The organism is Pseudomonas sp. LBUM1670 (genome assembly GCF_059695695.1).
The window spans coordinates 836445-858537 of sequence record NZ_CP166783.1; the positions used below are offsets into that span (position 1 = coordinate 836445).

18 protein-coding genes and 2 tRNA genes are annotated in these 22093 nt (G+C 58.0%); 19 read left to right on the forward strand and 1 reads right to left on the reverse strand.

Annotation, left to right across the window (positions count from 1 at the left end; all coding sequences use genetic code 11):
- Position 1 precedes the first annotated feature (1 nt).
- The 8 genes from grpE to ACA073_RS03805 all read left to right on the forward strand — a co-directional run bounded on the left by grpE (position 2) and on the right by ACA073_RS03805 (position 10466).
- On the forward strand, positions 2-568 hold the full coding sequence (gene grpE, locus ACA073_RS03770) for a nucleotide exchange factor GrpE (protein WP_497401744.1): 567 nt from the start codon (positions 2-4) through the stop codon (positions 566-568).
- Between the two features lie 102 nt (positions 569-670).
- The gene (gene dnaK, locus ACA073_RS03775; RefSeq protein ID WP_497401746.1) at positions 671-2587 is read left to right on the forward strand and encodes a molecular chaperone DnaK; all 1917 of its coding nucleotides are present in this window, start codon (positions 671-673) and stop codon (positions 2585-2587) included.
- A 297-nt stretch (positions 2588-2884) separates the two neighbouring features.
- Complete coding sequence (gene dnaJ / locus ACA073_RS03780; RefSeq protein ID WP_497401748.1) at positions 2885-4009, forward strand: molecular chaperone DnaJ; 1125 nt, start codon at positions 2885-2887, stop codon at positions 4007-4009.
- Positions 4010-4018: 9 nt separating this feature from the next.
- The gene (dapB, locus tag ACA073_RS03785; RefSeq protein ID WP_497401750.1) at positions 4019-4825 is read left to right on the forward strand and encodes a 4-hydroxy-tetrahydrodipicolinate reductase; all 807 of its coding nucleotides are present in this window, start codon (positions 4019-4021) and stop codon (positions 4823-4825) included.
- A 258-nt stretch (positions 4826-5083) separates the two neighbouring features.
- Complete coding sequence (gene carA / locus ACA073_RS03790; protein ID WP_497401752.1) at positions 5084-6220, forward strand: glutamine-hydrolyzing carbamoyl-phosphate synthase small subunit; 1137 nt, start codon at positions 5084-5086, stop codon at positions 6218-6220.
- A 118-nt stretch (positions 6221-6338) separates the two neighbouring features.
- On the forward strand, positions 6339-9560 hold the full coding sequence (gene carB, locus ACA073_RS03795) for a carbamoyl-phosphate synthase large subunit (protein ID WP_497401754.1): 3222 nt from the start codon (positions 6339-6341) through the stop codon (positions 9558-9560).
- Positions 9557-10033 carry a transcription elongation factor GreA gene (gene greA, locus ACA073_RS03800; RefSeq protein WP_150633542.1) on the forward strand — a complete coding sequence of 159 codons (477 nt, stop codon included), beginning with the start codon at positions 9557-9559 and terminating at the stop codon, positions 10031-10033. Before carB ends, greA begins: the two co-directional genes overlap by 4 nt.
- Positions 10034-10061: 28 nt before the next feature.
- Complete coding sequence (locus ACA073_RS03805) at positions 10062-10466, forward strand: MFS transporter (RefSeq protein ID WP_497401756.1); 405 nt, start codon at positions 10062-10064, stop codon at positions 10464-10466.
- Between the two features lie 9 nt (positions 10467-10475).
- Here the strand turns inward: ACA073_RS03805 and ACA073_RS03810 are convergent, their stop codons facing one another.
- Positions 10476-10784, reverse strand: a complete 309-nt coding sequence (locus tag ACA073_RS03810) for a YhbY family RNA-binding protein (RefSeq protein WP_007942889.1) — start codon at positions 10782-10784, stop codon at positions 10476-10478.
- Positions 10785-10885: 101 nt separating this feature from the next.
- On the opposite strand from ACA073_RS03810, the gene rlmE reads away from it, so the two are divergent.
- The 11 genes from rlmE to infB all read left to right on the forward strand — a co-directional run bounded on the left by rlmE (position 10886) and on the right by infB (position 22018).
- Positions 10886-11515: a 23S rRNA (uridine(2552)-2'-O)-methyltransferase RlmE gene (gene rlmE / locus ACA073_RS03815; protein ID WP_007900501.1), complete on the forward strand. Its 630-nt coding sequence runs from the start codon at positions 10886-10888 to the stop codon at positions 11513-11515.
- Positions 11516-11717: 202 nt separating this feature from the next.
- Positions 11718-13628: an ATP-dependent zinc metalloprotease FtsH gene (ftsH, locus tag ACA073_RS03820; RefSeq protein ID WP_017336469.1), complete on the forward strand. Its 1911-nt coding sequence runs from the start codon at positions 11718-11720 to the stop codon at positions 13626-13628.
- Between the two features lie 8 nt (positions 13629-13636).
- Positions 13637-14488 (forward strand): dihydropteroate synthase, encoded by an 852-nt coding sequence (gene folP, locus ACA073_RS03825; protein WP_497401759.1) that lies wholly within the window; start codon positions 13637-13639, stop codon positions 14486-14488.
- 16 nt (positions 14489-14504) lie between these two features.
- Positions 14505-15842, forward strand: coding sequence for a phosphoglucosamine mutase (gene glmM / locus ACA073_RS03830; RefSeq protein ID WP_497401761.1), 1338 nt, complete (start codon positions 14505-14507; stop codon positions 15840-15842).
- A gap of 66 nt (positions 15843-15908) precedes the next feature.
- Positions 15909-16664: a triose-phosphate isomerase gene (tpiA, locus tag ACA073_RS03835; RefSeq protein WP_497401763.1), complete on the forward strand. Its 756-nt coding sequence runs from the start codon at positions 15909-15911 to the stop codon at positions 16662-16664.
- A 4-nt stretch (positions 16665-16668) separates the two neighbouring features.
- A complete protein-coding gene (gene secG, locus ACA073_RS03840) occupies positions 16669-17052 on the forward strand; it encodes a preprotein translocase subunit SecG (protein ID WP_017336473.1) in 384 nt (127 codons plus the stop codon).
- Positions 17053-17074: 22 nt separating this feature from the next.
- A tRNA-Leu gene (locus tag ACA073_RS03845) sits at positions 17075-17160 on the forward strand.
- Between the two features lie 96 nt (positions 17161-17256).
- A tRNA-Met gene (locus ACA073_RS03850) sits at positions 17257-17333 on the forward strand.
- A 138-nt stretch (positions 17334-17471) separates the two neighbouring features.
- The gene (gene rimP / locus ACA073_RS03855) at positions 17472-17930 is read left to right on the forward strand and encodes a ribosome maturation factor RimP (protein ID WP_497401765.1); all 459 of its coding nucleotides are present in this window, start codon (positions 17472-17474) and stop codon (positions 17928-17930) included.
- A gap of 47 nt (positions 17931-17977) precedes the next feature.
- Positions 17978-19459: a transcription termination factor NusA gene (nusA, locus tag ACA073_RS03860; protein WP_007900474.1), complete on the forward strand. Its 1482-nt coding sequence runs from the start codon at positions 17978-17980 to the stop codon at positions 19457-19459.
- A gap of 27 nt (positions 19460-19486) precedes the next feature.
- Positions 19487-22018, forward strand: a complete 2532-nt coding sequence (infB, locus tag ACA073_RS03865; protein ID WP_497401767.1) for a translation initiation factor IF-2 — start codon at positions 19487-19489, stop codon at positions 22016-22018.
- Positions 22019-22093 lie beyond the last annotated feature (75 nt).

A 22093-nucleotide genomic window follows, 5' to 3' on the forward strand; every position in this document is an offset into this window, starting at 1 on the left:
TATGGCTGACGAACAGACAGTGGATACGCAAAATCTAGACGCCGATCAGGCTGCCCAGGATTCGGGTAATGACCTGGCGGCTCGTGTACAAGTGCTCGAAGAGCAACTGGCTGGCGCCCAGGATCAGGCCTTGCGTGTAGCGGCTGATCTGCAGAACGTCCGCCGTCGCGCCGAGCAGGATGTAGAAAAAGCGCACAAATTCGCCCTGGAAAAATTCGCTGGCGATTTGCTGCCGATCATCGACAGCCTGGAGCGTGGTCTGGAGTTGTCCAATCCGGACGACGAAAGCATCCGTCCAATGCGCGAAGGCATCGAGCTGACCCTGAAAATGTTCCAGGACACCCTGAAGCGTTATCAGCTGGAAGCAATCGATCCGCATGGCGAACCGTTCAACGCCGTTCAACATCAGGCAATGGCCATGCAGGAAAGCGCCGACGTCGAGCCGAACAGCGTGCTCAAGGTGTTCCAGAAGGGTTATCAGCTCAATGGTCGCCTGCTGCGCCCGGCCATGGTCGTGGTCAGCAAGGCTCCTGCGCCAGTTTCGCCTTCTATTGACGAGCAGGCTTGAAATTAGCCGCAAGACCCCCATTTAGAAGTCAAGCGTTTAAGTGCTACCGCAGTTAGCCACCACTGCTGCGGCAACCAAATCCAAAGTTTCGGGAGAGTGAACATGGGCAAAATTATCGGTATCGACCTGGGGACTACCAACTCCTGCGTCTCCGTACTTGAAAACGGCGTAGCCAAAGTAATCGAAAACGCCGAAGGCGCGCGTACCACGCCGTCGATCATCGCTTACGCCAACGATGGCGAAATCCTGGTTGGCCAGTCGGCCAAGCGTCAGGCTGTGACCAATCCGCACAACACCCTGTATGCGGTGAAGCGTCTGATCGGTCGTAAGTTCGACGAAGAAGTCGTACAGAAAGACATCAAGATGGTCCCTTACAAAATCGCCAAGGCTGACAACGGCGACGCGTGGGTAGAAGTGAACGGCCAGAAAATGTCGCCGCCACAAATCTCGGCTGAAATTCTGAAGAAAATGAAGAAGACCGCCGAAGACTACCTCGGCGAGCCAGTGACCGAAGCGGTGATCACCGTTCCGGCCTACTTCAACGACAGCCAGCGTCAGGCGACCAAAGACGCCGGCCGCATCGCGGGTCTGGACGTTAAACGCATCATCAACGAACCAACCGCAGCCGCTCTGGCTTACGGTATGGACAAAGCGAAAGGCGATCATACCGTGATCGTTTACGACCTGGGCGGCGGTACTTTCGACGTTTCCGTGATCGAAATCGCTGAAGTCGATGGCGAGCACCAGTTCGAAGTATTGGCCACCAACGGTGACACGTTCCTGGGCGGTGAAGACTTCGACATTCGTCTGATCGACTACCTCGTCGACGAATTCAAGAAAGAAAGCGGCATGAACCTCAAAGGTGACCCGCTGGCCATGCAGCGCCTGAAAGAAGCCGCTGAAAAAGCCAAGATCGAACTGTCTTCGAGCATGTCGACCGACGTGAACCTGCCGTACATCACTGCAGACGCCACCGGTCCTAAGCACTTGAACGTGAAAATTTCCCGCGCCAAGCTGGAAGCACTGGTTGAAGACCTGGTTCAGCGCACCATCGAACCTTGCCGCATCGCTCTGAAAGACTCCGGCATCGACGTTGGCGCCATCAACGACGTGATCCTGGTCGGCGGCCAGACCCGTATGCCACTGGTTCAGAAGCTGGTGACCGAGTTCTTCGGTAAAGAAGCACGTAAAGACGTGAACCCGGACGAAGCTGTTGCCATGGGTGCTGCTATCCAGGGCGCCGTATTGGCCGGTGACGTGAAAGACGTTCTGCTGCTCGACGTCAGCCCGCTGACCCTGGGTATCGAAACCATGGGGGGCGTGATGACTGCGCTGATCGAGAAAAACACCACGATTCCTACCAAGAAATCGCAAGTGTTCTCGACTGCCGACGACAACCAGGGCGCCGTGACCATTCACGTGCTGCAAGGCGAGCGTAAGCAAGCCGCTCAGAACAAGTCGTTGGGCAAGTTCGACCTGGCCGAGATTCCACCAGCGCCACGCGGTGTGCCACAAATTGAAGTGACCTTCGACATCGATGCCAACGGCATCCTGCACGTAGGCGCCAAAGACAAGGCCACCGGCAAGGCTCAGTCGATCGTTATCAAGGCTAACTCCGGTTTGTCTGATGAAGAGATCGAGAAAATGATTCGCGATGCTGAAGCGAACTCCGAGGAAGACCGCAAGTTCGAAGAGCTGGCGACTGCCCGCAACCAGGGCGATGCACTGGTTCACTCGACTCGCAAAATGGTCGCGGAAGCTGGCGATAAAGTGACTGCTGAAGAGAAGACTGCAATCGAAGCCGCTGTTGTTGCTCTGGAAGCCGCTGTTAAAGGCGACGACAAAGCTGCAATCGAAGCCAAAGTTGAAGAGCTGTCGAAAGTCTCCGCTCCAGTGGCGCAGAAGATGTACGCCGAACAGGCCCAGCCTGCTGAAGGCGCGGCACCGCACGACGAAAAAGCTGAAAAGGCTGATGACGTTGTCGATGCCGAGTTCGAAGAAGTCAAAGACCACAAGTAAGTTGTTGGTCGCCCGGTTGACTGCCTTGAGGCGGTGACTGGTAGGATGTCGCCGCGCGGGAGCCTGCTCCCGCGTTGGCGTGTCTGGAGTACACGAATTTTTACAGCATGCGACAGCGCTCGTGTGTGGGCGGTATGGCCGGGAATGCTCCTGCTTTTCGAGCCGAAAGTACTGCAATGAATCAAAGACCAGGATCGTTGAATTGACGTGAGTTGGGTCCGGGCCTGTATTGGGGCTCAACGAGTTTGCCGAGGCTCAGGAGAGGTTTGGCGAACGTCCTTAAGAGTGCAAAGACTTATGGCAAAGCGTGACTATTACGAAGTATTGGGTGTTGAGCGTGGCACAAGCGAAGCGGACCTGAAAAAGGCCTACCGTCGCCTGGCGATGAAGCACCACCCGGACCGTAACCCCGATGACAAAGCGTCGGAAGAGATGTTCAAGGAGGCCAACGAGGCCTACGAAGTGCTGTCCGATTCCAGCAAGCGAGCGGCGTACGACCAGTATGGTCATGCCGGCGTCGATCCAAGCATGGGTGGCGGCGGTGCCGGGTTTGGCGGTCAGAACTTCTCCGACATCTTTGGTGATGTCTTCAGTGACTTCTTCGGTGGCGGTCGCGGCGGTGCTCGTGGCGGCGCCCAGCGCGGCAGTGACCTGCGTTACACCCTGGAACTGAATCTGGAAGAAGCGGTGCGCGGCACGACCGTGAATATCCGCGTTCCGACCCTGGTCAACTGCAAGCCATGCGATGGCTCGGGTGCCAAGAAAGGCTCCTCGCCGATCACCTGCACGACGTGTGGCGGTATCGGTCAGGTCCGCATGCAGCAAGGTTTCTTCTCGGTGCAGCAGACCTGCCCGCGCTGCCATGGCCAGGGCAAGATTATTTCCGATCCGTGCACCTCCTGTAACGGTGACGGTCGCGTTGAAGAATACAAAACCCTGTCCGTGAAAGTGCCGGCCGGTGTCGACACCGGTGACCGCATTCGTCTGTCCGGCGAAGGCGAGGCGGGTGCTCAGGGTGGGCCTACTGGCGACCTGTACGTGGTGATCAATGTGCGCGAGCACGCGATCTTCCAGCGCGACGGCAAGCACCTGTTCTGCGAAGTGCCGATCAGCTTCGTCGATGCGGCGCTGGGTGGTGAGCTGGAGATTCCGACCCTTGATGGTCGGGTCAAACTGAAAATCCCTGAAGGGACTCAGACCGGCAAACAATTCCGTGTGCGCGGCAAAGGCGTTGCGCCCGTGCGTGGTGGCGGTGCCGGTGACTTGATGTGTCGTGTGGCAGTGGAAACCCCGGTCAACCTGGGTCGCCGTCAGCGCGAATTGCTGGAAGAATTCCGTAGCTCGCTGGCGGACGACAACAGCCATTCGCCGAAAACCACCGGTTGGTTCGAAGGCGTGAAGCGCTTCTTCGGCGATCTGTAAGGAGTGAGCATGCGACGTATAGCTGTGATGGGTGCTGCTGGCCGCATGGGCAAAATCCTGGTTGAAGCAGTGCAGCAACGCGCACCGCTGACCGGTCTGACAGCAGCCATCGTGCGCCCCGGTAGCACGCTGGTCGGCGTGGATGCCGGTGAGCTGGCCTCCTTGGGGCGTATCGGCGTGCCGCTGTCCAGTCATGTGGAAGCGGTGGCTGAAGAATTCGATGTGTTGATCGACTTCACGTTGCCGGAAGTCATGCTGAAAAACCTGGCGTTCTGCCGTAAGGCAGGCAAGGCCATGGTGATCGGCACGACAGGGCTGGATGCTGCGCAGAAGCAGTTGCTGGTCGAGGCGGGCAAGGACATTCCTATCGTGTTCGCGGCCAATTTCAGTGTCGGTGTCAACCTGTCGCTGAAGCTGCTCGACATGGCTGCTCGTGTGTTGGGCGATGATGCGGATATCGAAATCATCGAGGCTCATCACCGACACAAGATCGATGCGCCTTCGGGCACTGCCCTGCGGATGGGTGAAGTGATTGCCAGCGCGCTGGATCGTGATCTGCAGAAGGTCGCGGTCTACGGGCGTGAAGGTCATACTGGTGCGCGTGAGCGAGAAACGATCGGTTTTGCCACCGTGCGCGGCGGCGATGTAGTCGGTGATCACACGGTGTTGTTTGCCTGTGAGGGCGAGCGCCTGGAGATCACGCATAAAGCGTCCAGTCGCATGACTTTCGCCAAGGGCGCGGTGCGTGCGGCGTTGTGGCTGGACGGTCGCGAGCCTGGCCTCTACGACATGCAAGACGTGCTCGACCTGCGTTAAGATGCAGCCGAAACCGGGTTCCATTCCAACGATGGGATCCGGTTTTATTACGCCAAGCGACGTCCTGTCGCATTCTCCAGCCTTTAGGGCTCATTGGCGGTAGACCAAAAATGCCTTTTTCTGTAAGCTACAGCTTTAGTGTGTTCACTAAAAGCGCGCAGAATAATTCAGTGAATGAGCGGGGTGACGTGTCCATACGTCACTCCGCTTTTTTACACCTGCGATCGCCCTTTCAGGCTTTATTTACGGGAGGTCTTCTTGACTAAGCCAGCCATACTCGCCCTTGCTGATGGCAGCATTTTTCGCGGCGAAGCCATTGGAGCCGACGGTCAAACCGTTGGTGAGGTGGTGTTTAACACCGCAATGACCGGCTATCAGGAAATCCTTACCGATCCTTCCTACGCCCAACAGATCGTTACCCTGACTTACCCGCACATCGGCAACACCGGCACCACGCCGGAAGACGCCGAGTCCGACCGCGTCTGGTCCGCTGGCCTGGTCATCCGTGACCTGCCACTGGTTGCGAGCAACTGGCGTAACACGATGTCCCTGTCCGACTACCTGAAAGCCAACAACGTTGTGGCCATCGCCGGTATCGACACCCGCCGCCTCACGCGCATCCTGCGTGAAAAAGGCGCACAGAACGGCTGCATCATGGCCGGTGACAACATTTCCGAAGAAGCGGCCATCGCCGCTGCTCAAGGTTTCCCTGGCCTCAAAGGCATGGACCTGGCGAAAGTCGTCAGCACCAAAGAAACCTACGAATGGCGCTCGACTGTCTGGGATCTGAAAACCGACAGCCACGCGACCCTCTCAGCCTCCGAGCTGCCGTACCACGTGGTTGCCTACGACTACGGCGTCAAGCTGAACATCCTGCGCATGCTGGTCGAGCGCGGTTGCCGCGTGACCGTGGTGCCGGCTCAAACGCCTGCTGCTGACGTGCTGGCGATGAAGCCGGACGGCGTGTTCCTGTCCAACGGCCCTGGCGACCCGGAGCCTTGCGACTACGCGATCCAGGCGATCAAGGATGTGCTGGAAACCGAGATTCCGGTATTCGGCATCTGCCTCGGTCACCAGCTGCTGGCTCTGGCCTCCGGCGCCAAGACCCTGAAAATGGGTCACGGCCACCACGGTGCCAACCACCCGGTCCAGGATCTGGACAGCGGTGTGGTGATGATCACCAGCCAGAACCACGGTTTTGCGGTAGACGAAGCGACCCTGCCAGCCAACGTTCGGGCGATTCACAAATCGCTGTTCGACGGCACCCTGCAAGGCATCGAGCGTACCGACAAGAGCGCCTTCAGCTTCCAGGGTCACCCTGAAGCCAGCCCCGGCCCGAACGACGTAGCACCACTGTTCGATCGCTTCATCAACGAAATGGCCAAGCGACGCTGATCGCTCGCCTTGATGCAGCAAAGCTTGAGGGTGGTCCCGACACCGGCGGCCCCCTCAAGGCTTCATAGATTGAACAAGACGGCTTGCCGACTGACCTGCGGATTTGAGTGACAAACCCATGCCAAAACGTACAGACATTAAAAGCATCCTGATTCTCGGCGCTGGCCCGATCGTTATCGGCCAGGCCTGCGAATTCGACTACTCCGGCGCCCAGGCCTGCAAAGCCCTGCGCGAAGAGGGTTACCGCGTCATCCTGGTGAACTCCAACCCGGCGACCATCATGACCGACCCGGCCATGGCCGACGCCACCTACATCGAACCGATCAAGTGGCAGACCGTTGCCAAGATCATCGAGAAAGAACGTCCGGACGCGCTGCTGCCAACCATGGGTGGCCAGACCGCTCTGAACTGCGCACTGGACCTGGAGCGCGAAGGCGTTCTGGAGAAGTTCGGCGTAGAGATGATCGGTGCCAACGCTGACACCATCGACAAGGCTGAAGACCGTTCGCGCTTCGACAAGGCGATGAAGTCCATCGGTCTGGACTGCCCGCGTTCGGGTATCGCCCACAGCATGGAAGAGGCCAACGCCGTTCTTGAGCGCCTGGGCTTCCCGTGCATCATCCGTCCGTCCTTCACCATGGGCGGCACTGGCGGCGGTATTGCTTACAACCGTGAAGAGTTCGAAGAAATCTGCGCCCGTGGTCTGGACCTGTCGCCGACCAAAGAGCTGCTGATCGACGAATCCCTGATCGGCTGGAAAGAATACGAAATGGAGGTTGTCCGCGATAAGAAGGACAACTGCATCATCGTCTGCTCCATCGAAAACTTTGACCCGATGGGCGTGCACACCGGTGACTCGATCACCGTTGCTCCGGCACAGACCCTGACCGACAAGGAATACCAGATCCTGCGTAACGCCTCCCTGGCGGTATTGCGCGAAATCGGTGTGGAAACCGGCGGTTCCAACGTCCAGTTCGGCATCTGCCCGGACACGGGCCGCATGGTCGTCATCGAGATGAACCCGCGGGTTTCCCGTTCCTCGGCCCTGGCGTCGAAAGCCACCGGTTTCCCGATTGCCAAGGTCGCGGCCAAACTGGCGGTGGGTTACACCCTCGACGAGCTGTCGAACGACATCACCGGCGGCAAGACTCCGGCGTCCTTCGAACCGTCGATCGACTACGTCGTCACCAAGCTGCCACGCTTCGCCTTCGAGAAATTCCCTAAAGCCGACGCACGCCTGACCACTCAAATGAAGTCGGTCGGTGAAGTCATGGCCATCGGCCGGACCTTCCAGGAATCCCTGCAGAAAGCTTTGCGCGGCCTGGAAGTGGGCGTTTGCGGTCTGGACGAGAAGGTCGACCTGAGCAACCCGGAAAGCATGAGCGTGCTCAAGCGCGAACTGACCGTGCCGGGCGCCGAGCGTATCTGGTACGTGGCTGACGCTTTCCGCGCCGGCCTGTCGGTCGAAGACATCTTCGGCATGAACATGATCGACCCGTGGTTCCTGGTGCAGATCGAAGATCTGATCAAGGAAGAAGAGAAGGTCAAGACCCTGGGTCTGGCCAGCATCGACCGCGACGTGATGTTCCGCCTCAAGCGCAAAGGCTTCTCCGACATGCGTCTGGCCAAACTGCTGGGCGTGACCGAGAAGGCCCTGCGTCGCCACCGTCACAAGCTCGAGGTTTACCCGGTCTACAAGCGCGTTGACACCTGCGCGGCCGAGTTCGCCACCGACACCGCTTACCTCTACTCGACGTACGAGGAAGAGTGCGAAGCCGCACCGTCGGGTCGCGACAAGATCATGATCCTCGGCGGCGGTCCAAACCGTATCGGCCAGGGCATCGAGTTCGACTACTGCTGCGTACACGCGGCACTGGCGCTGCGCGAAGACGGTTACGAGACCATCATGGTCAACTGCAACCCGGAAACCGTTTCCACCGATTACGACACCTCCGATCGCCTGTACTTCGAACCAGTCACCCTGGAAGACGTGCTGGAAATCGTCCGCGTCGAGAAGCCGAAAGGCGTGATCGTCCAGTACGGCGGCCAGACTCCACTGAAACTGGCTCGCGCTCTGGAAGAAGCTGGCGTACCGATCATCGGCACCAGCCCTGACGCCATCGACCGTGCCGAAGACCGTGAGCGTTTCCAGCAGATGGTTGAGCGTCTGAACCTGCGTCAGCCGCCAAACGCCACCGTGCGCAGCGAAGACGAAGCGATTCGTGCTGCCGCCAAGATCGGTTACCCGCTGGTGGTGCGTCCGTCCTACGTACTGGGCGGCCGCGCGATGGAAATCGTTTACGAAGAAGAAGAGCTCAAGCGTTACCTGCGTGACGCGGTGAAAGTGTCGAACGACAGCCCGGTGCTGCTCGACCACTTCCTCAACTGCGCCATCGAAATGGACGTGGATGCGGTCTGCGACGGCACCGACGTGGTGATCGGCGCGATCATGCAGCACATCGAGCAGGCCGGCGTTCACTCCGGTGACTCCGCGTGCTCCCTGCCGCCGTACTCGCTGCCTGCCCACATCCAGGACGAGATGCGCGAACAGGTCAAGAAAATGGCCCTGGAACTGGGCGTGGTCGGCCTGATGAACGTTCAGTTGGCGCTGCAAGGCGAAGACATCTACGTCATCGAAGTCAACCCGCGCGCTTCCCGTACCGTACCGTTCGTGTCCAAGTGCATCGGTGTTTCCCTGGCAATGATCGCGGCTCGCGTCATGGCCGGTAAAACCCTGAAAGAAATCGGCTTCACCAAAGAAATCATTCCGAACTTCTACAGCGTGAAAGAGGCGGTCTTCCCGTTCGCCAAATTCCCCGGCGTGGACCCGATCCTCGGCCCAGAGATGAAGTCCACCGGTGAAGTGATGGGCGTGGGCGACACCTTCGGCGAAGCGTTCGCCAAGGCTCAAATGGGCGCCAGCGAAGTGCTGCCGACCGGCGGTACCGCGTTCATCAGCGTGCGTGACGACGACAAGCCGCTGGTTGCAGGCGTGGCCCGTGATCTGATCAACTTGGGTTTCGAAGTGGTTGCCACTGCCGGTACTGCCAAGCTGATCGAAGCCGCAGGCCTGAAAGTGCGTCGTGTGAACAAGGTGACTGAGGGTCGTCCTCACGTGGTCGACATGATCAAGAATGACGAAGTCACCCTGATCATCAACACCACTGAAGGTCGCCAGTCGATCGCTGACTCGTACTCCATTCGTCGTAATGCCTTGCAGCACAAGATCTACTGCACCACCACTATTGCTGCTGGCGAAGCCATCTGCGAAGCGCTGAAGTTCGGTCCCGAGAAGACTGTACGCCGCTTGCAGGATCTACACGCAGGATTGAAGGCATGATCAAGTACCCAATGACCGTCCAGGGCGCGAAAGCCCTGGAAGAAGAACACGCTCACCTGACCAAGGTCGTCCGTCCGAAGCTCAGCCAGGATATCGGCACGGCCCGCGAGTTGGGTGACTTGAAGGAAAACGCCGAATACCACGCTGCTCGCGAGCAGCAAGGTATGGTCGAGGCGCGGATTCGTGACATCGAAGGCCGGATTCAGAATCAGGTCATCATCGACGTCACGACCATTCCTCACACCGGCAAAGTGATTTTCGGCACCACCGTTGAAATCGCCAACGTCGAGACGGATGAGCGCGTCACTTACCACATCGTGGGTGAGGATGAGGCTGACTTCAAACTCGGCAAGATTTCGGTAGGTTCGCCATTGGCCCGCGCCTTGATTGCCAAGGAAGAGGGTGATGTGGTCGCCGTGAAGACGCCAGGTGGCGTTATCGAGTACGAGATTGTCGAAGTCCGCCATATCTGAAAGAAGGCGCCCGCTGCGTGCGGGCGCCATGCTTTGGCAGCTGACTCAGATGTTGTGGGTTGGCGGCCTGTGGCTGTTGCACATCGGTCTGCTGCCGGTGCTGGGCCAAATTGGCCTGGCGCCGCTGCTGATCGACGAAATTGCAGGCGAGCTAAACTCGCTGATGGTGGGTTTCGCCTCGGCGTGTGTAGTTTTTCAGGCTTTGGTGCTGGTTCAGGCCGAGGGCCTTGCCAGTCTATGGCGCGATATTCGCGGGCAACTGCTGATGATGGCGTTGTATGCGTGCGCGATGTTTTTCGCGGTGCGTACCGGCTGGCCGGATGCAGTGCGTTGGCAGGTGTTCAGCTATCTTGTTCTGGGCTTTTCCGGGTTGGTGCTGGTTTTGCAGCCGGTGCCGGGATGGAGCGGCAGGGTGCGCGAAGCACACCCTTGACCCTTGCCATCACTTGAAGCGATGGACGTTCGACAGCTGCTTGTTGACGCTGAAGTTCTTGCGGTAAATCAGTGCCATCTTGCCGATGACCTGAACCAGATCCGCTTTGCCGACCTTGCAGAGTTCTGCAATGGACGCCAGGCGCGATTCGCGATCGAGGATGTTGAGCTTGATCTTGATCAGCTCGTGATCCGCCAAAGCGCGTTCAAGTTCGGCTAACACACCTTCAGTCAAACCGTTGTCTGCCACGATCAAAACCGGTTTCAGATGGTGGCCAATGGATTTGTACTGTTTCTTCTGCTCTTGAGTGAGCGGCATAATCTGACCCTTTCGTCTGTATTCTGTAAAATGGCGGCCATTTTACCCGAGGGTTCGTGGATCCGCCCAATTAATCACGACCCTTAACATCGAGGTGCCCAATGGCGCGTTCCAAGACAAGCCTTGGTTGGCTGAAAAGACATGTCAATGATCCCTATGTGAAGCAGGCGCAGAAGGATGGTTACCGCTCGCGTGCGAGTTACAAGCTTCTGGAGGTCCAGGAGAAATACAAGCTGATCCGTCCGGGTATGAGTGTTGTCGACCTGGGTGCGGCGCCCGGCGGCTGGTCGCAGGTCACTAGTCGGCTGATCGGTGGTCAGGGGCGTCTGATCGCCTCGGACATCCTGGAAATGGACAGCATTCCGGACGTGACTTTCATCCAGGGTGACTTCACCCAGGACGAAGTGCTCGCTCAGATCCTTGAAGCCGTGGGTAATTCGCAGGTGGACCTTGTGATTTCCGATATGGCCCCCAATATGAGTGGTACGCCTGAGGTGGACATGCCAAAAGCCATGTTTCTATGTGAGCTGGCTCTTGATCTGGCGGCTCGGATACTCAAGCCGGGTGGTAATTTCGTGATCAAGGTGTTTCAGGGCGAAGGGTTTGATGCTTACGTGAAGGACGCTCGTCAGAAATTCGACAAGGTCCAGATGATCAAGCCGGACTCTTCCCGTGGCAGTTCCCGCGAGCAATACATGCTGGCTTGGGGCTACCGCGGCCGTAGTGAGTAAATCGAGGCTTTTTTGCGGGTCGATAGGATTTTCGTATTTCGCCCTGTGGGAAATAGCGAATATTGTGTAGAAAGTGTTTCACAAAGGGTTACAGACGGCGCCTGCCAGAGCCGTACGTAATGTAGTAAGTTAGGCCGGTGAATATCATGCGAAGCGCGCGCCATTAGCGGAGCTTGCTTCAGAGGGTAGTTAATTGAACGATATGGCAAAGAATCTGATCCTGTGGTTGATCATCGCGGCTGTCCTGGTGACAGTGATGAACAACTTCTCCAGCCCTAACGAGCCGCAGACCCTCAACTATTCCGACTTCATCCAGCAGGTCAAGGATGGCAAGGTCGAGCGCGTAGCCGTTGATGGCTATGTGATTACCGGTAAGCGCAACGATGGCGACAGCTTCAAGACCATCCGTCCCGCTATCCAGGACAACGGTCTGATCGGCGACCTCGTGGACAACCACGTGGTAGTCGAAGGCAAGCAGCCTGAGCAGCAAAGCATCTGGACTCAGCTCCTGGTCGCGAGCTTCCCGATCCTGGTGATCATCGCCGTCTTCATGTTTTTCATGCGGCAGATGCAGGGCGGTGCCGGAGGCAAGGGCGGGCCGATGAGTTTCGGCAAGAGCAAGGCGCGCCTGCTGTCCGAAGATCAGGTGAAAACCACCCTGGCTGACGTTGCCGGTTGCGACGAAGCCAAGGAAGAAGTCGGCGAACTGGTCGAGTTCCTCCGTGATCCGGGCAAGTTCCAGCGCCTGGGCGGTCGAATTCCTCGCGGCGTGCTGATGGTCGGTCCTCCGGGTACCGGTAAAACCTTGCTGGCCAAGGCGATTGCCGGCGAAGCCAAGGTGCCGTTCTTCACCATTTCCGGTTCCGATTTCGTCGAAATGTTCGTCGGCGTTGGTGCCAGCCGTGTTCGCGATATGTTCGAACAGGCCAAGAAGCACGCGCCATGCATCATCTTCATCGATGAAATCGACGCCGTCGGTCGCCACCGTGGCGCCGGTATGGGCGGCGGTCACGACGAGCGCGAACAGACCCTCAACCAGTTGCTGGTAGAGATGGACGGCTTCGAAATGAATGACGGCATCATCGTCATCGCCGCAACCAACCGGCCAGACGTGCTGGACCCTGCGTTGCTGCGTCCAGGCCGTTTCGACCGTCAGGTCGTGGTCGGTCTGCCGGATATCCGTGGTCGTGAGCAAATTCTCAAGGTCCACATGCGCAAAGTGCCGATGGGCGACGATGTCGCTCCTGCGGTCATCGCACGTGGTACACCTGGCTTCTCCGGTGCCGACCTTGCCAACCTGGTGAACGAAGCATCGTTGTTCGCTGCCCGTACCGGCAAGCGCATCGTCGAAATGAAAGAGTTCGAGCTGGCCAAAGACAAGATCATGATGGGCGCCGAGCGCAAATCCATGGTCATGTCCGAGAAAGAGAAGCAGAACACCGCTTACCACGAAGCAGGTCACGCCATTGTCGGTCGCGTCGTGCCTGAGCATGATCCGGTCTACAAGGTGTCGATCATCCCGCGTGGTCGTGCACTGGGTGTGACCATGTTCCTGCCGGAAGAAGATCGCTACAGCCTGTCCAAGCGCGCACTGATCAGCCAGATCTGCTCGCTGTACGGTGGCCGTATCGCTGAAGAAATGACCCTTGGCTTCGACGGTGTGACCACCGGTGCGTCCAACGACATCATGCGTGCCAGTCAGATTGCACGGAACATGGTGACCAAGTGGGGCCTGTCGGAAAAGCTCGGTCCGTTGATGTACGCCGAAGAAGAGGGTGAAGTGTTCCTCGGTCGCGGCGGCGGTGGTCAGAGTGCAAGCTTCTCCGGCGAGACAGCCAAGCTGATCGACTCCGAAGTACGCAGCATCATTGACCAGTGCTACGGCACGGCCAAGCAGATCCTCACGGATAACCGTGACAAGCTCGACGCCATGGCTGATGCCCTGATGAAGTATGAAACGATCGATGCCGATCAGATCGACGACATCATGGCGGGTCGTACGCCTCGCGAACCTCGTGACTGGTCGGGTGGCACCGGTACTTCCGGAACACCTCCGGCAGTGCAGGATCCGCGTCCGGAAACACCGATCGGCGGTCCTGCTGCTGACGTTTAAGGTTTGAAATGACTTCTGTTCAGTCCTCGACCCGGTTGCCTTGCGGCAACCGGGTTCTTGATTTGGCCCAGACGCATGTCATGGGCATTCTCAATGTCACTCCCGATTCCTTCTCCGACGGCGGCCAATACAGTCAGCTCGATGCGGCCTTGCGCCACGCCGAAGCCATGGTGCTGGCTGGCGCGACGCTGATTGATGTTGGCGGCGAATCGACACGGCCTGGTGCCAGGGCGGTTTCACCCCTCGAAGAGCTGGAACGCGTAGCGCCGATCGTTGAGCGCATCAATCGCGAGCTGGATGTGATTATCTCGGTCGATACCTCTACGCCAGCCGTCATGCGCGAAACCGCGCGGCTGGGAGCAGGTTTGATCAATGACGTCCGCGCGTTGCGCCGTGAAGGCGCGTTGGACGCAGCGGCAGACACCGGTTTGCCGGTCTGTCTGATGCATATGCTCGGCGAGCCGGGCGACATGCAGGACAATCCGCATTATCAGGACGTGACCAAAGAGGTGGGCGAGTTTCTCGCCGGGCGCATGGCGCAGTGTGCATTGGCCGGAATTCCGGCTGAGCGGATCATCCTGGATCCGGGTTTCGGCTTCGCCAAAACCTTGCAGCACAACCTGAGTTTGTTCAAACATATGGAAGCCCTGCATATCTTCGGGCGGCCCCTGTTGGTTGGGGTTTCGCGAAAGAGCATGATAGGTCAGGCGTTGAATCGCCCGGTCGGAGAGCGACTGCATGGCGGTTTGGCACTCGCGGCGCTGGCTTCATTCAAGGGTGCGCGTATATTGCGCGTCCATGATGTGGCCGAAACCGTCGATGTGGTGCGAATGATCGCCGCTGTGGAATCAGCCGAATAAGAATGATGGAGTACTTATGACTAAAAAATACTTTGGCACCGACGGGATTCGTGGTCGGGTCGGCGAATATCCGATTACTCCTGAATTCATGCTCAAGCTCGGTTGGGCTGCGGGCATGGCGTTCCGCAAAATGGGCGCCTGCAAGGTGCTGGTGGGCAAGGACACCCGGATATCCGGGTACATGTTCGAATCGGCGCTCGAGGCCGGGCTGACTTCGGCGGGTGCCGACGTGATGCTCCTGGGTCCGATGCCGACCCCGGCCATCGCTTATCTGACGCGTACGTTCCATGCCGAAGCCGGGATCGTGATCAGTGCCTCGCACAATCCTCACGACGATAACGGCATCAAGTTTTTCTCCGGAAAGGGCACCAAGCTGCCGGATGAAGTCGAGCATATGATCGAAGAATTGCTCGACACCCCGATGACCGTGGTTGAGTCGAGCAAGATCGGCAAGGTCTCGCGAATCAACGACGCCTCGGGCCGTTACATTGAATTCTGTAAGAGCAGCGTGCCGACCGGCACCAGCTTTTCGGGCCTGAAGATCGTGATCGATTGCGCTCATGGCGCGGTCTACAAAGTGGCGCCTAGCGTATTCCGTGAACTGGGTGCCGAAGTCGTTGTGCTTTCCGCGCAGCCTAACGGGCTGAACATCAATGACAATTGCGGTTCCACCCATATGGGGCAGCTGCAGGCTGCCGTGCTGGCCGAGCACGCCGATCTGGGCATTGCCTTCGACGGTGATGGCGATCGGGTTCTGATGGTCGATCACACGGGCGCCGTCGTCGATGGTGACGAGCTTTTGTTCATCATTGCTCGCGACCTGCATGAGCGTGACCTGTTGAAGGGCGGTGTGGTCGGGACATTGATGAGCAACCTGGGGCTGGAACTGGCCCTGGCGGATCTGTCGATTCCGTTTGTGCGTGCCAATGTCGGTGACCGTTATGTGATCGCGGATCTGCTGGAGCGCAACTGGCTCGTAGGTGGTGAAAACTCAGGGCATATCGTCTGCTTCAATCACACCACGACGGGTGACGCAATTATTGCTGCACTGCAGGTGCTGATGGCGCTGAAGCGTCGCTCCGAGGGTCTGGCTCAATCCCGTCAAGCATTGCGTAAATGCCCTCAGGTGCTGATCAACGTACGTTTCGGCGGTGGCGCGAGCCCGCTGGATCATCCGTCGGTCAAAGAGGCCAGTGAGCGCGTGACCAAAGCCATGGCGGGTCGTGGACGCGTGCTGTTGCGCAAGTCCGGCACAGAGCCGTTGGTGCGCGTCATGGTCGAAGGCGAGGACGAAATACAGGTTCGCGGCTACGCCGAAGAGCTGGCAAAACTGGTTACTGAAGTTTCTGCCTGAATTCGGCTTGCCAGCCATGATTGTGTTGGGTAACATCTGCGCCCACTTTGACCGACGAGGTACAGCATGCGTCGCCCTATGGTAGCTGGTAACTGGAAGATGCACGGTACCCGCGCCAGCGTCGCTGAGCTGATCAACGGCTTAAGTAATTTGGCCTTGCCGAGCGATGTTGATGTCGCGGTATTCCCGCCTTGCCTGCATATCAATCAAGTGATTGATGGCCTGAAAGGAAAGTCGATTTCGGTCGGCGCGCAGAACTCTGCGGTGGAATCCGGGCAAGGTGCATTGACCGGTGAGGTTGCGCCGAGTCAGTTGGTGGATGCAGGTTGTTCCCTGGTACTTGTCGGGCATTCCGAGCGCCGCCAGATAATGGGCGAGCAGGACGGTATGCTGATTCGCAAGTTCGCAGCGGCGCAGGCATCTGGCTTGATTCCGGTGTTGTGCATAGGGGAAACCCTTGAGCAGCGTGAGGCCGGAAAAACTCTTGAGGTTGTCGGGCGTCAGCTTGGCAGTATCATTGAGGAGCTGGGTGTTGGTGTCTTTGCAAAGGCAGTAATCGCTTACGAGCCGGTCTGGGCCATTGGCACCGGGCTGACTGCTTCGCCGCAACAGGCGCAGGATGTGCACGCAGCCATTCGCGCTCAGTTGGCGGCAGAGAATTCTGAGGTCGCACAAGGTGTGCGGCTTCTATACGGCGGCAGCGTGAAGGCGGCCAATGCGGTCGAACTGTTCGGCATGCCGGATATCGATGGGGGGCTCATTGGTGGAGCTTCCCTGAATGCAGATGAGTTCGGTGCGATTTGTCGCGCCGCGGGAAACTGAAAAAATGCTGGAAACAGTCGTAGTCGTTTTTCATCTGCTGGGTGCATTGGGCGTAGTTGCTCTGGTATTGCTGCAGCAGGGTAAAGGTGCGGATGCTGGCGCGTCTTTCGGAGCAGGTGCTTCAAATACTGTGTTCGGAAGCCAAGGTTCCTCTACCTTTCTTAGTAAGTTTACTGCTATACTTGCCGCCGGTTTCTTCATAACCAGCTTGGGGTTAGGTTACTTTGCTAAAGAGAAGGCTCACCAGCTGACTCAAGTAGGCTTGCCAAACCCGGCAGTGTTGGAAGTTCCAAAGCAACAACCGGCTTCTGATGATGTCCCGGTGCTTCAAGAGCAAAAGTCGGCTACCCCAGCGACTGACGTACCTCCAGCTCAAGAGCAAAAGTAAGAAGGGTTTCAAACGTAGTATTGCCGAGGTGGTGGAATTGGTAGACACGCAACCTTGAGGTGGTTGTGCCCATAGGGTGTAGGGGTTCGAGTCCCCTTCTCGGTACCAATTATCAGGAGAGCCCGCTGTTGCGGGCTTTCTTGTAGGTGGAAGGTTACATTGACCCTGTCAAGGATCGGTCGTATACTTCCGCCCCAGCTTTGTCGCGGGGTGGAGCAGTCTGGTAGCTCGTCGGGCTCATAACCCGAAGGTCGTCGGTTCAAATCCGGCCCCCGCAACCAGTTTAAGGAGCCCCTTTTAAGGGGCTTTTTGTTAGCTGGACACTTTCTACGCCGCTGTTCGACGGCGTTTCAAGGATGGGCGTTTCGCCCATTTTTTTATTTTGCATAGCATGCACATACATGCACGAGGGGGTTCAGGTGTCGAGCAAGCTAGAAGAGTTGCAGGCCTTGTTGGCCCCGGTGGTCGTGGCCCTAGGCTATGAATGCTGGGGTATTGAGTTCTCGGCTCAAGGTCGCCACTCAATGTTGCGCGTTTATATTGATAAAGAAGGCGGCGTACTGGTGGACGATTGCGCGATCGTCAGCCGTCAGATCAGCGGTGTCCTGGATGTTGAAGATCCAATCGCCGTTGAATACACCCTTGAAGTTTCCTCGCCTGGCATGGAACGCCCACTGTTCACTATTGAGCAGTTTGCAAAATTTGCCGGTGAACAAGTGAAGATCAGGTTGCGCTCGCCTTTTGAAGGACGACGCAACTTTCAGGGCCTTCTGCGCGGTGTAGAAGAGCAGGACATCGTGGTGCAGGTTGAAGACCATGAATTCCTGTTGCCGATCGATATGATCGACAAGGCCAACATTATTCCCAGTTTTGACTGAGACGCGGATCCCGCGGATCCAATGGCTTGCGAAAGGCGAGGCGTACGATGAGCAAAGAAGTACTGCTGGTTGTTGAGTCGGTATCCAATGAAAAGGGCGTACCGGCAAACGTAATTTTTGAAGCGCTGGAGCTGGCTCTGGCCACCGCTACCAAAAAGCGGTTTGAGGACGAAGTCGATCTGCGTGTGGAAATCAATCGCCACACGGGTGCTTACGAGACATTCCGTCGCTGGACGGTTGTCGAAGAAGCAGACCTGGACGATCCGGCCATCGAAACCTGGCCGAGCAAGGTTGCCGAAACGCATCCTGGCGCCAAGGTTGGCGATGTAGTCGAAGAAAAAATCGAATCCATCGAGTTCGGCCGTATCGCGGCACAGACTGCCAAGCAAGTCATTGTGCAGAAAGTTCGCGAAGCCGAGCGTGCTCAAGTCGTTGATGCCTATCGCGAGCGCCTGGGGGAAATCATCTCCGGCACCGTGAAGAAAGTGACCCGCGACAACGTGATCGTCGACCTGGGCAACAACGCTGAAGCGTTGCTGGCTCGTGAAGACATCATCTCTCGCGAAACCTTCCGGGTTGGCGTGCGCCTGCGTGCGCTGCTCAAGGAAATCCGCACCGAGAACCGCGGCCCGCAGCTGATCCTGTCGCGTACTGCGCCGGAAATGCTGATCGAATTGTTTCGCATCGAAGTGCCGGAAATCGCTGAAGGCCTGATCGAAGTAATGGCTGCCTCCCGTGACCCGGGTTCGCGCGCCAAGATCGCGGTCCGCTCCAAAGACAAACGCATCGACCCGCAAGGCGCTTGCATCGGTATGCGCGGTTCGCGCGTCCAGGCAGTGTCGGGTGAGTTGGGCGGTGAGCGTGTGGACATCGTCCTGTGGGACGACAACCCGGCTCAGTTCGTAATCAATGCCATGTCCCCGGCTGAGGTTGCGGCAATTATCGTTGACGAAGATGCCCATGCAATGGACATCGCCGTTGGCGCAGACAATCTGGCTCAGGCCATCGGTCGCGGTGGTCAGAACGTGCGTCTGGCTAGCCAATTGACTGGCTGGACCCTGAACGTGATGACCGAATCGGACATCCAGGCTAAGCAGCAAGCAGAAACCGGCGACATCCTGCGCAACTTCATCGACGAGCTGGAAGTCGACGAAGATCTGGCACAGGTGCTGGTAGATGAAGGCTTCACCAGCCTGGAAGAGATTGCCTACGTACCGTTGGAAGAAATGCTCAACATCGACGGCTTTGACGAAGAAACCGTCAACGAGCTTCGCGCTCGTGCCAAGGATCGTTTGTTGACCAAAGCCATCGCTACTGAGGAAAAGCTGGCAGACGCCCATCCGGCCGAAGACCTGCTCTCGCTTGAGGGTATGGACAAGGATTTGGCGATGGAACTGGCGGTGCGCGGCGTAATTACCCGCGAAGACCTGGCCGAGCAGTCTATTGACGACCTGCTCGACATCGACGGCATTGACGATGATCGTGCCGGCAAGTTGATCATGGCCGCCCGAGCCCACTGGTTCGAGTAATTAGGCGCGGCCTGAGGAGAGAAGTGCATGACGCAAGTCACGGTGAAACAACTGGCCGATGAGGTCAAAACACCGGTAGAGCGCCTGTTGCAGCAGATGCGTGAGGCAGGTCTGCCGCACACCGCCGCCGAAGAACATGTGACTGACAGTGAGAAGCAATCTTTGCTGACTCACTTGAAAAGCAGCCACAAGGCGAAAGTGGAAGAACCACGCAAGATCACACTGCAGCGTAAAACCACCAGCACCCTGCGTGTTGCTGGCAGCAAAAGCATCAGTGTTGAAGTCCGTAAGAAGAAAGTTTTCGTACAGCGCAGCCCGGAAGAAATCGAAGCCGAGCGCAAACGCGAACTGGACGAACGTCGCGCAGTAGAAAATGCTGCTCGTCAGAAGGCTGAAGAAGAAGCCAAGCGTCGCTCCGAAGAAGATGCGCGTCGCCAGCCTGCTGCTGCGCAAACCGCTTCCAACGACGCTGTTGCAGCGCCGGTTGCCGTTGCCGAGCCAGTGCGTGAAAGCGCGCCGGTTGTTGCAGCTGCGCCTGCTCCGTCTGCTGACGTTCGCAACAAGCAGAACGAACAGCGCCGTCCGGACAAACCACGTGCCGACGATAACAATCGTCGCAGCGGTGGTGGCGACGGCGAGCGTAAAAACGCTCCGCATCGTGCCTCGGTCAAAGAGAAAGCGCCTGCTCCACGCGTTGCTCCACGTACTACCGACGAAGAAAGCGATGGTTTCCGTCGTGGTGGTCGCGGCAAGGCCAAGCTAAAGAAACGCAACGCCCACGGTTTCCAGAGCCCAACCGGCCCTGTCGTGCGTGATGTGCAGATTGGCGAGACCATCACTGTTGGCGATCTCGCCAATCAGATGTCGGTCAAGGCTGCTGAAATCATCAAGTTCATGTTCAAACTGGGTACCCCAGCGACCATCAACCAGGTGCTTGATCAGGAAACTGCTCAGCTGGTAGCCGAAGAACTGGGCCACAAAGTGACCCTGGTCAGCGACACCGCCCTGGAAGATTCCCTGGCCGAGTCCCTGAAGTTTGAAGGTGAGACGTTCTCCCGTGCACCGGTTGTGACCGTAATGGGCCACGTTGACCACGGTAAAACCTCGCTGCTCGACTACATCCGTCGTGCCAAGGTAGCTGCAGGCGAAGCCGGCGGTATCACCCAGCACATCGGCGCGTACCACGTTGAAACCGAACGCGGCATGGTTACCTTCCTCGACACCCCGGGTCACGCCGCGTTTACCGCAATGCGTGCCCGTGGTGCCAAGGCGACCGACATTGTGATCCTGGTGGTTGCAGCGGACGACGGCGTGATGCCGCAGACCATTGAAGCCGTTCAGCACGCCAAGGCTGCCGGTGTTCCACTGGTTGTTGCCGTGAACAAAATCGACAAGCCGGGCGCTGATCTCGATCGCATCCGTAGCGAACTGTCGGTTCACGGCGTGACTTCGGAAGAGTGGGGCGGCGACACCCCGTTCGTATCGGTTTCGGCGAAAGTCGGTACTGGCGTGGACGAGTTGCTCGAAGCTGTTCTGCTGCAAGCCGAAGTGCTTGAATTGAAAGCGACTCCATCGGCTCCAGGTCGTGGCGTTGTGGTTGAATCGCGTCTCGACAAAGGTCGTGGCCCGGTTGCTACCGTTCTGGTTCAAGACGGTACCCTGCGCCAAGGCGACATGGTGCTGGTCGGTTCGAACTATGGCCGTGTACGTGCCATGCTCGACGAGAATGGCAAGCCAATCAAGGAAGCCGGTCCTTCCATCCCTGTCGAGATCCTCGGCCTGGACGGTACCCCGGACGCTGGCGATGAGATGAGCGTGCTGTCGGACGAGAAAAAAGCCCGTGAAGTGGCTCTGTTCCGTCAAGGCAAGTTCCGCGAAGTCAAGCTGGCCCGTGCTCACGCCGGCAAGCTGGAAAACATCTTCGAAAACATGGGCCAGGCAGAGAAGAAGACGCTCAACATCGTCCTCAAATCCGACGTCCGTGGTTCGCTGGAAGCGTTGAACGGTGCCTTGAACGGCCTGGGTAACGACGAAGTGCAAGTGCGTGTTGTCGGTGGCGGTGTCGGTGGTATCACCGAGTCCGACGCCAACCTGGCACTGGCCTCCAACGCTGTACTGTTCGGCTTCAACGTGCGTGCCGATGCCGGCGCTCGCAAGATCGTCGAGCAGGAAGGTCTGGATATGCGTTACTACAACGTGATCTACGACATCATCGAAGACGTCAAGAAAGCCCTCACCGGTATGCTGGGCAGCGATGTTCGCGAGAACATCCTGGGTACCGCTGAAGTCCGTGACGTGTTCCGTTCGCCGAAGTTTGGCGCGATCGCCGGTTGCATGGTTATCGAAGGTGTTGTTCACCGTAACCGTCCAATCCGTGTACTGCGTGAAGACATCGTTATCTTCGAAGGCGAGCTGGAATCCCTGCGCCGCTTCAAGGATGACGCTTCCGAAGTACGTGCCGGCATGGAATGCGGTATCGGCGTGAAGAGCTACAACGACGTCAAAGTCGGTGACAAGATCGAAGTCTTCGAGAAGGTTCAGGTTGCTCGCAGCCTCTAACTCGCGCACTTCAAGGGCCACGTCGAGCCGCCGCATGCAGATGCGCGGCCCAGCGTCAGGACTCTAAACGCAACG

What these genes read in the sequence shown, in the direction of transcription:
- grpE (WP_497401744.1), top strand. Translation starts at nt 2, where the DNA reads ATGGCTGACGAACAGACAGTGGATACGCAAAATCTAGACGCCGATCAG.
- dnaK (WP_497401746.1), top strand. Translation starts at nt 671, where the DNA reads ATGGGCAAAATTATCGGTATCGACCTGGGGACTACCAACTCCTGCGTC.
- dnaJ (WP_497401748.1), top strand. Translation starts at nt 2,885, where the DNA reads ATGGCAAAGCGTGACTATTACGAAGTATTGGGTGTTGAGCGTGGCACA.
- dapB (WP_497401750.1), top strand. Translation starts at nt 4,019, where the DNA reads ATGCGACGTATAGCTGTGATGGGTGCTGCTGGCCGCATGGGCAAAATC.
- carB (WP_497401754.1), top strand. Translation starts at nt 6,339, where the DNA reads ATGCCAAAACGTACAGACATTAAAAGCATCCTGATTCTCGGCGCTGGC.
- greA (WP_150633542.1), top strand. Translation starts at nt 9,557, where the DNA reads ATGATCAAGTACCCAATGACCGTCCAGGGCGCGAAAGCCCTGGAAGAA.
- ACA073_RS03805 (WP_497401756.1), top strand. Translation starts at nt 10,062, where the DNA reads ATGCTTTGGCAGCTGACTCAGATGTTGTGGGTTGGCGGCCTGTGGCTG.
- ACA073_RS03810 (WP_007942889.1), bottom strand. Translation starts at nt 10,784, where the DNA reads ATGCCGCTCACTCAAGAGCAGAAGAAACAGTACAAATCCATTGGCCAC.
- rlmE (WP_007900501.1), top strand. Translation starts at nt 10,886, where the DNA reads ATGGCGCGTTCCAAGACAAGCCTTGGTTGGCTGAAAAGACATGTCAAT.
- ftsH (WP_017336469.1), top strand. Translation starts at nt 11,718, where the DNA reads ATGGCAAAGAATCTGATCCTGTGGTTGATCATCGCGGCTGTCCTGGTG.
- folP (WP_497401759.1), top strand. Translation starts at nt 13,637, where the DNA reads ATGACTTCTGTTCAGTCCTCGACCCGGTTGCCTTGCGGCAACCGGGTT.
- glmM (WP_497401761.1), top strand. Translation starts at nt 14,505, where the DNA reads ATGACTAAAAAATACTTTGGCACCGACGGGATTCGTGGTCGGGTCGGC.
- tpiA (WP_497401763.1), top strand. Translation starts at nt 15,909, where the DNA reads ATGCGTCGCCCTATGGTAGCTGGTAACTGGAAGATGCACGGTACCCGC.
- secG (WP_017336473.1), top strand. Translation starts at nt 16,669, where the DNA reads ATGCTGGAAACAGTCGTAGTCGTTTTTCATCTGCTGGGTGCATTGGGC.
- nusA (WP_007900474.1), top strand. Translation starts at nt 17,978, where the DNA reads ATGAGCAAAGAAGTACTGCTGGTTGTTGAGTCGGTATCCAATGAAAAG.
- infB (WP_497401767.1), top strand. Translation starts at nt 19,487, where the DNA reads ATGACGCAAGTCACGGTGAAACAACTGGCCGATGAGGTCAAAACACCG.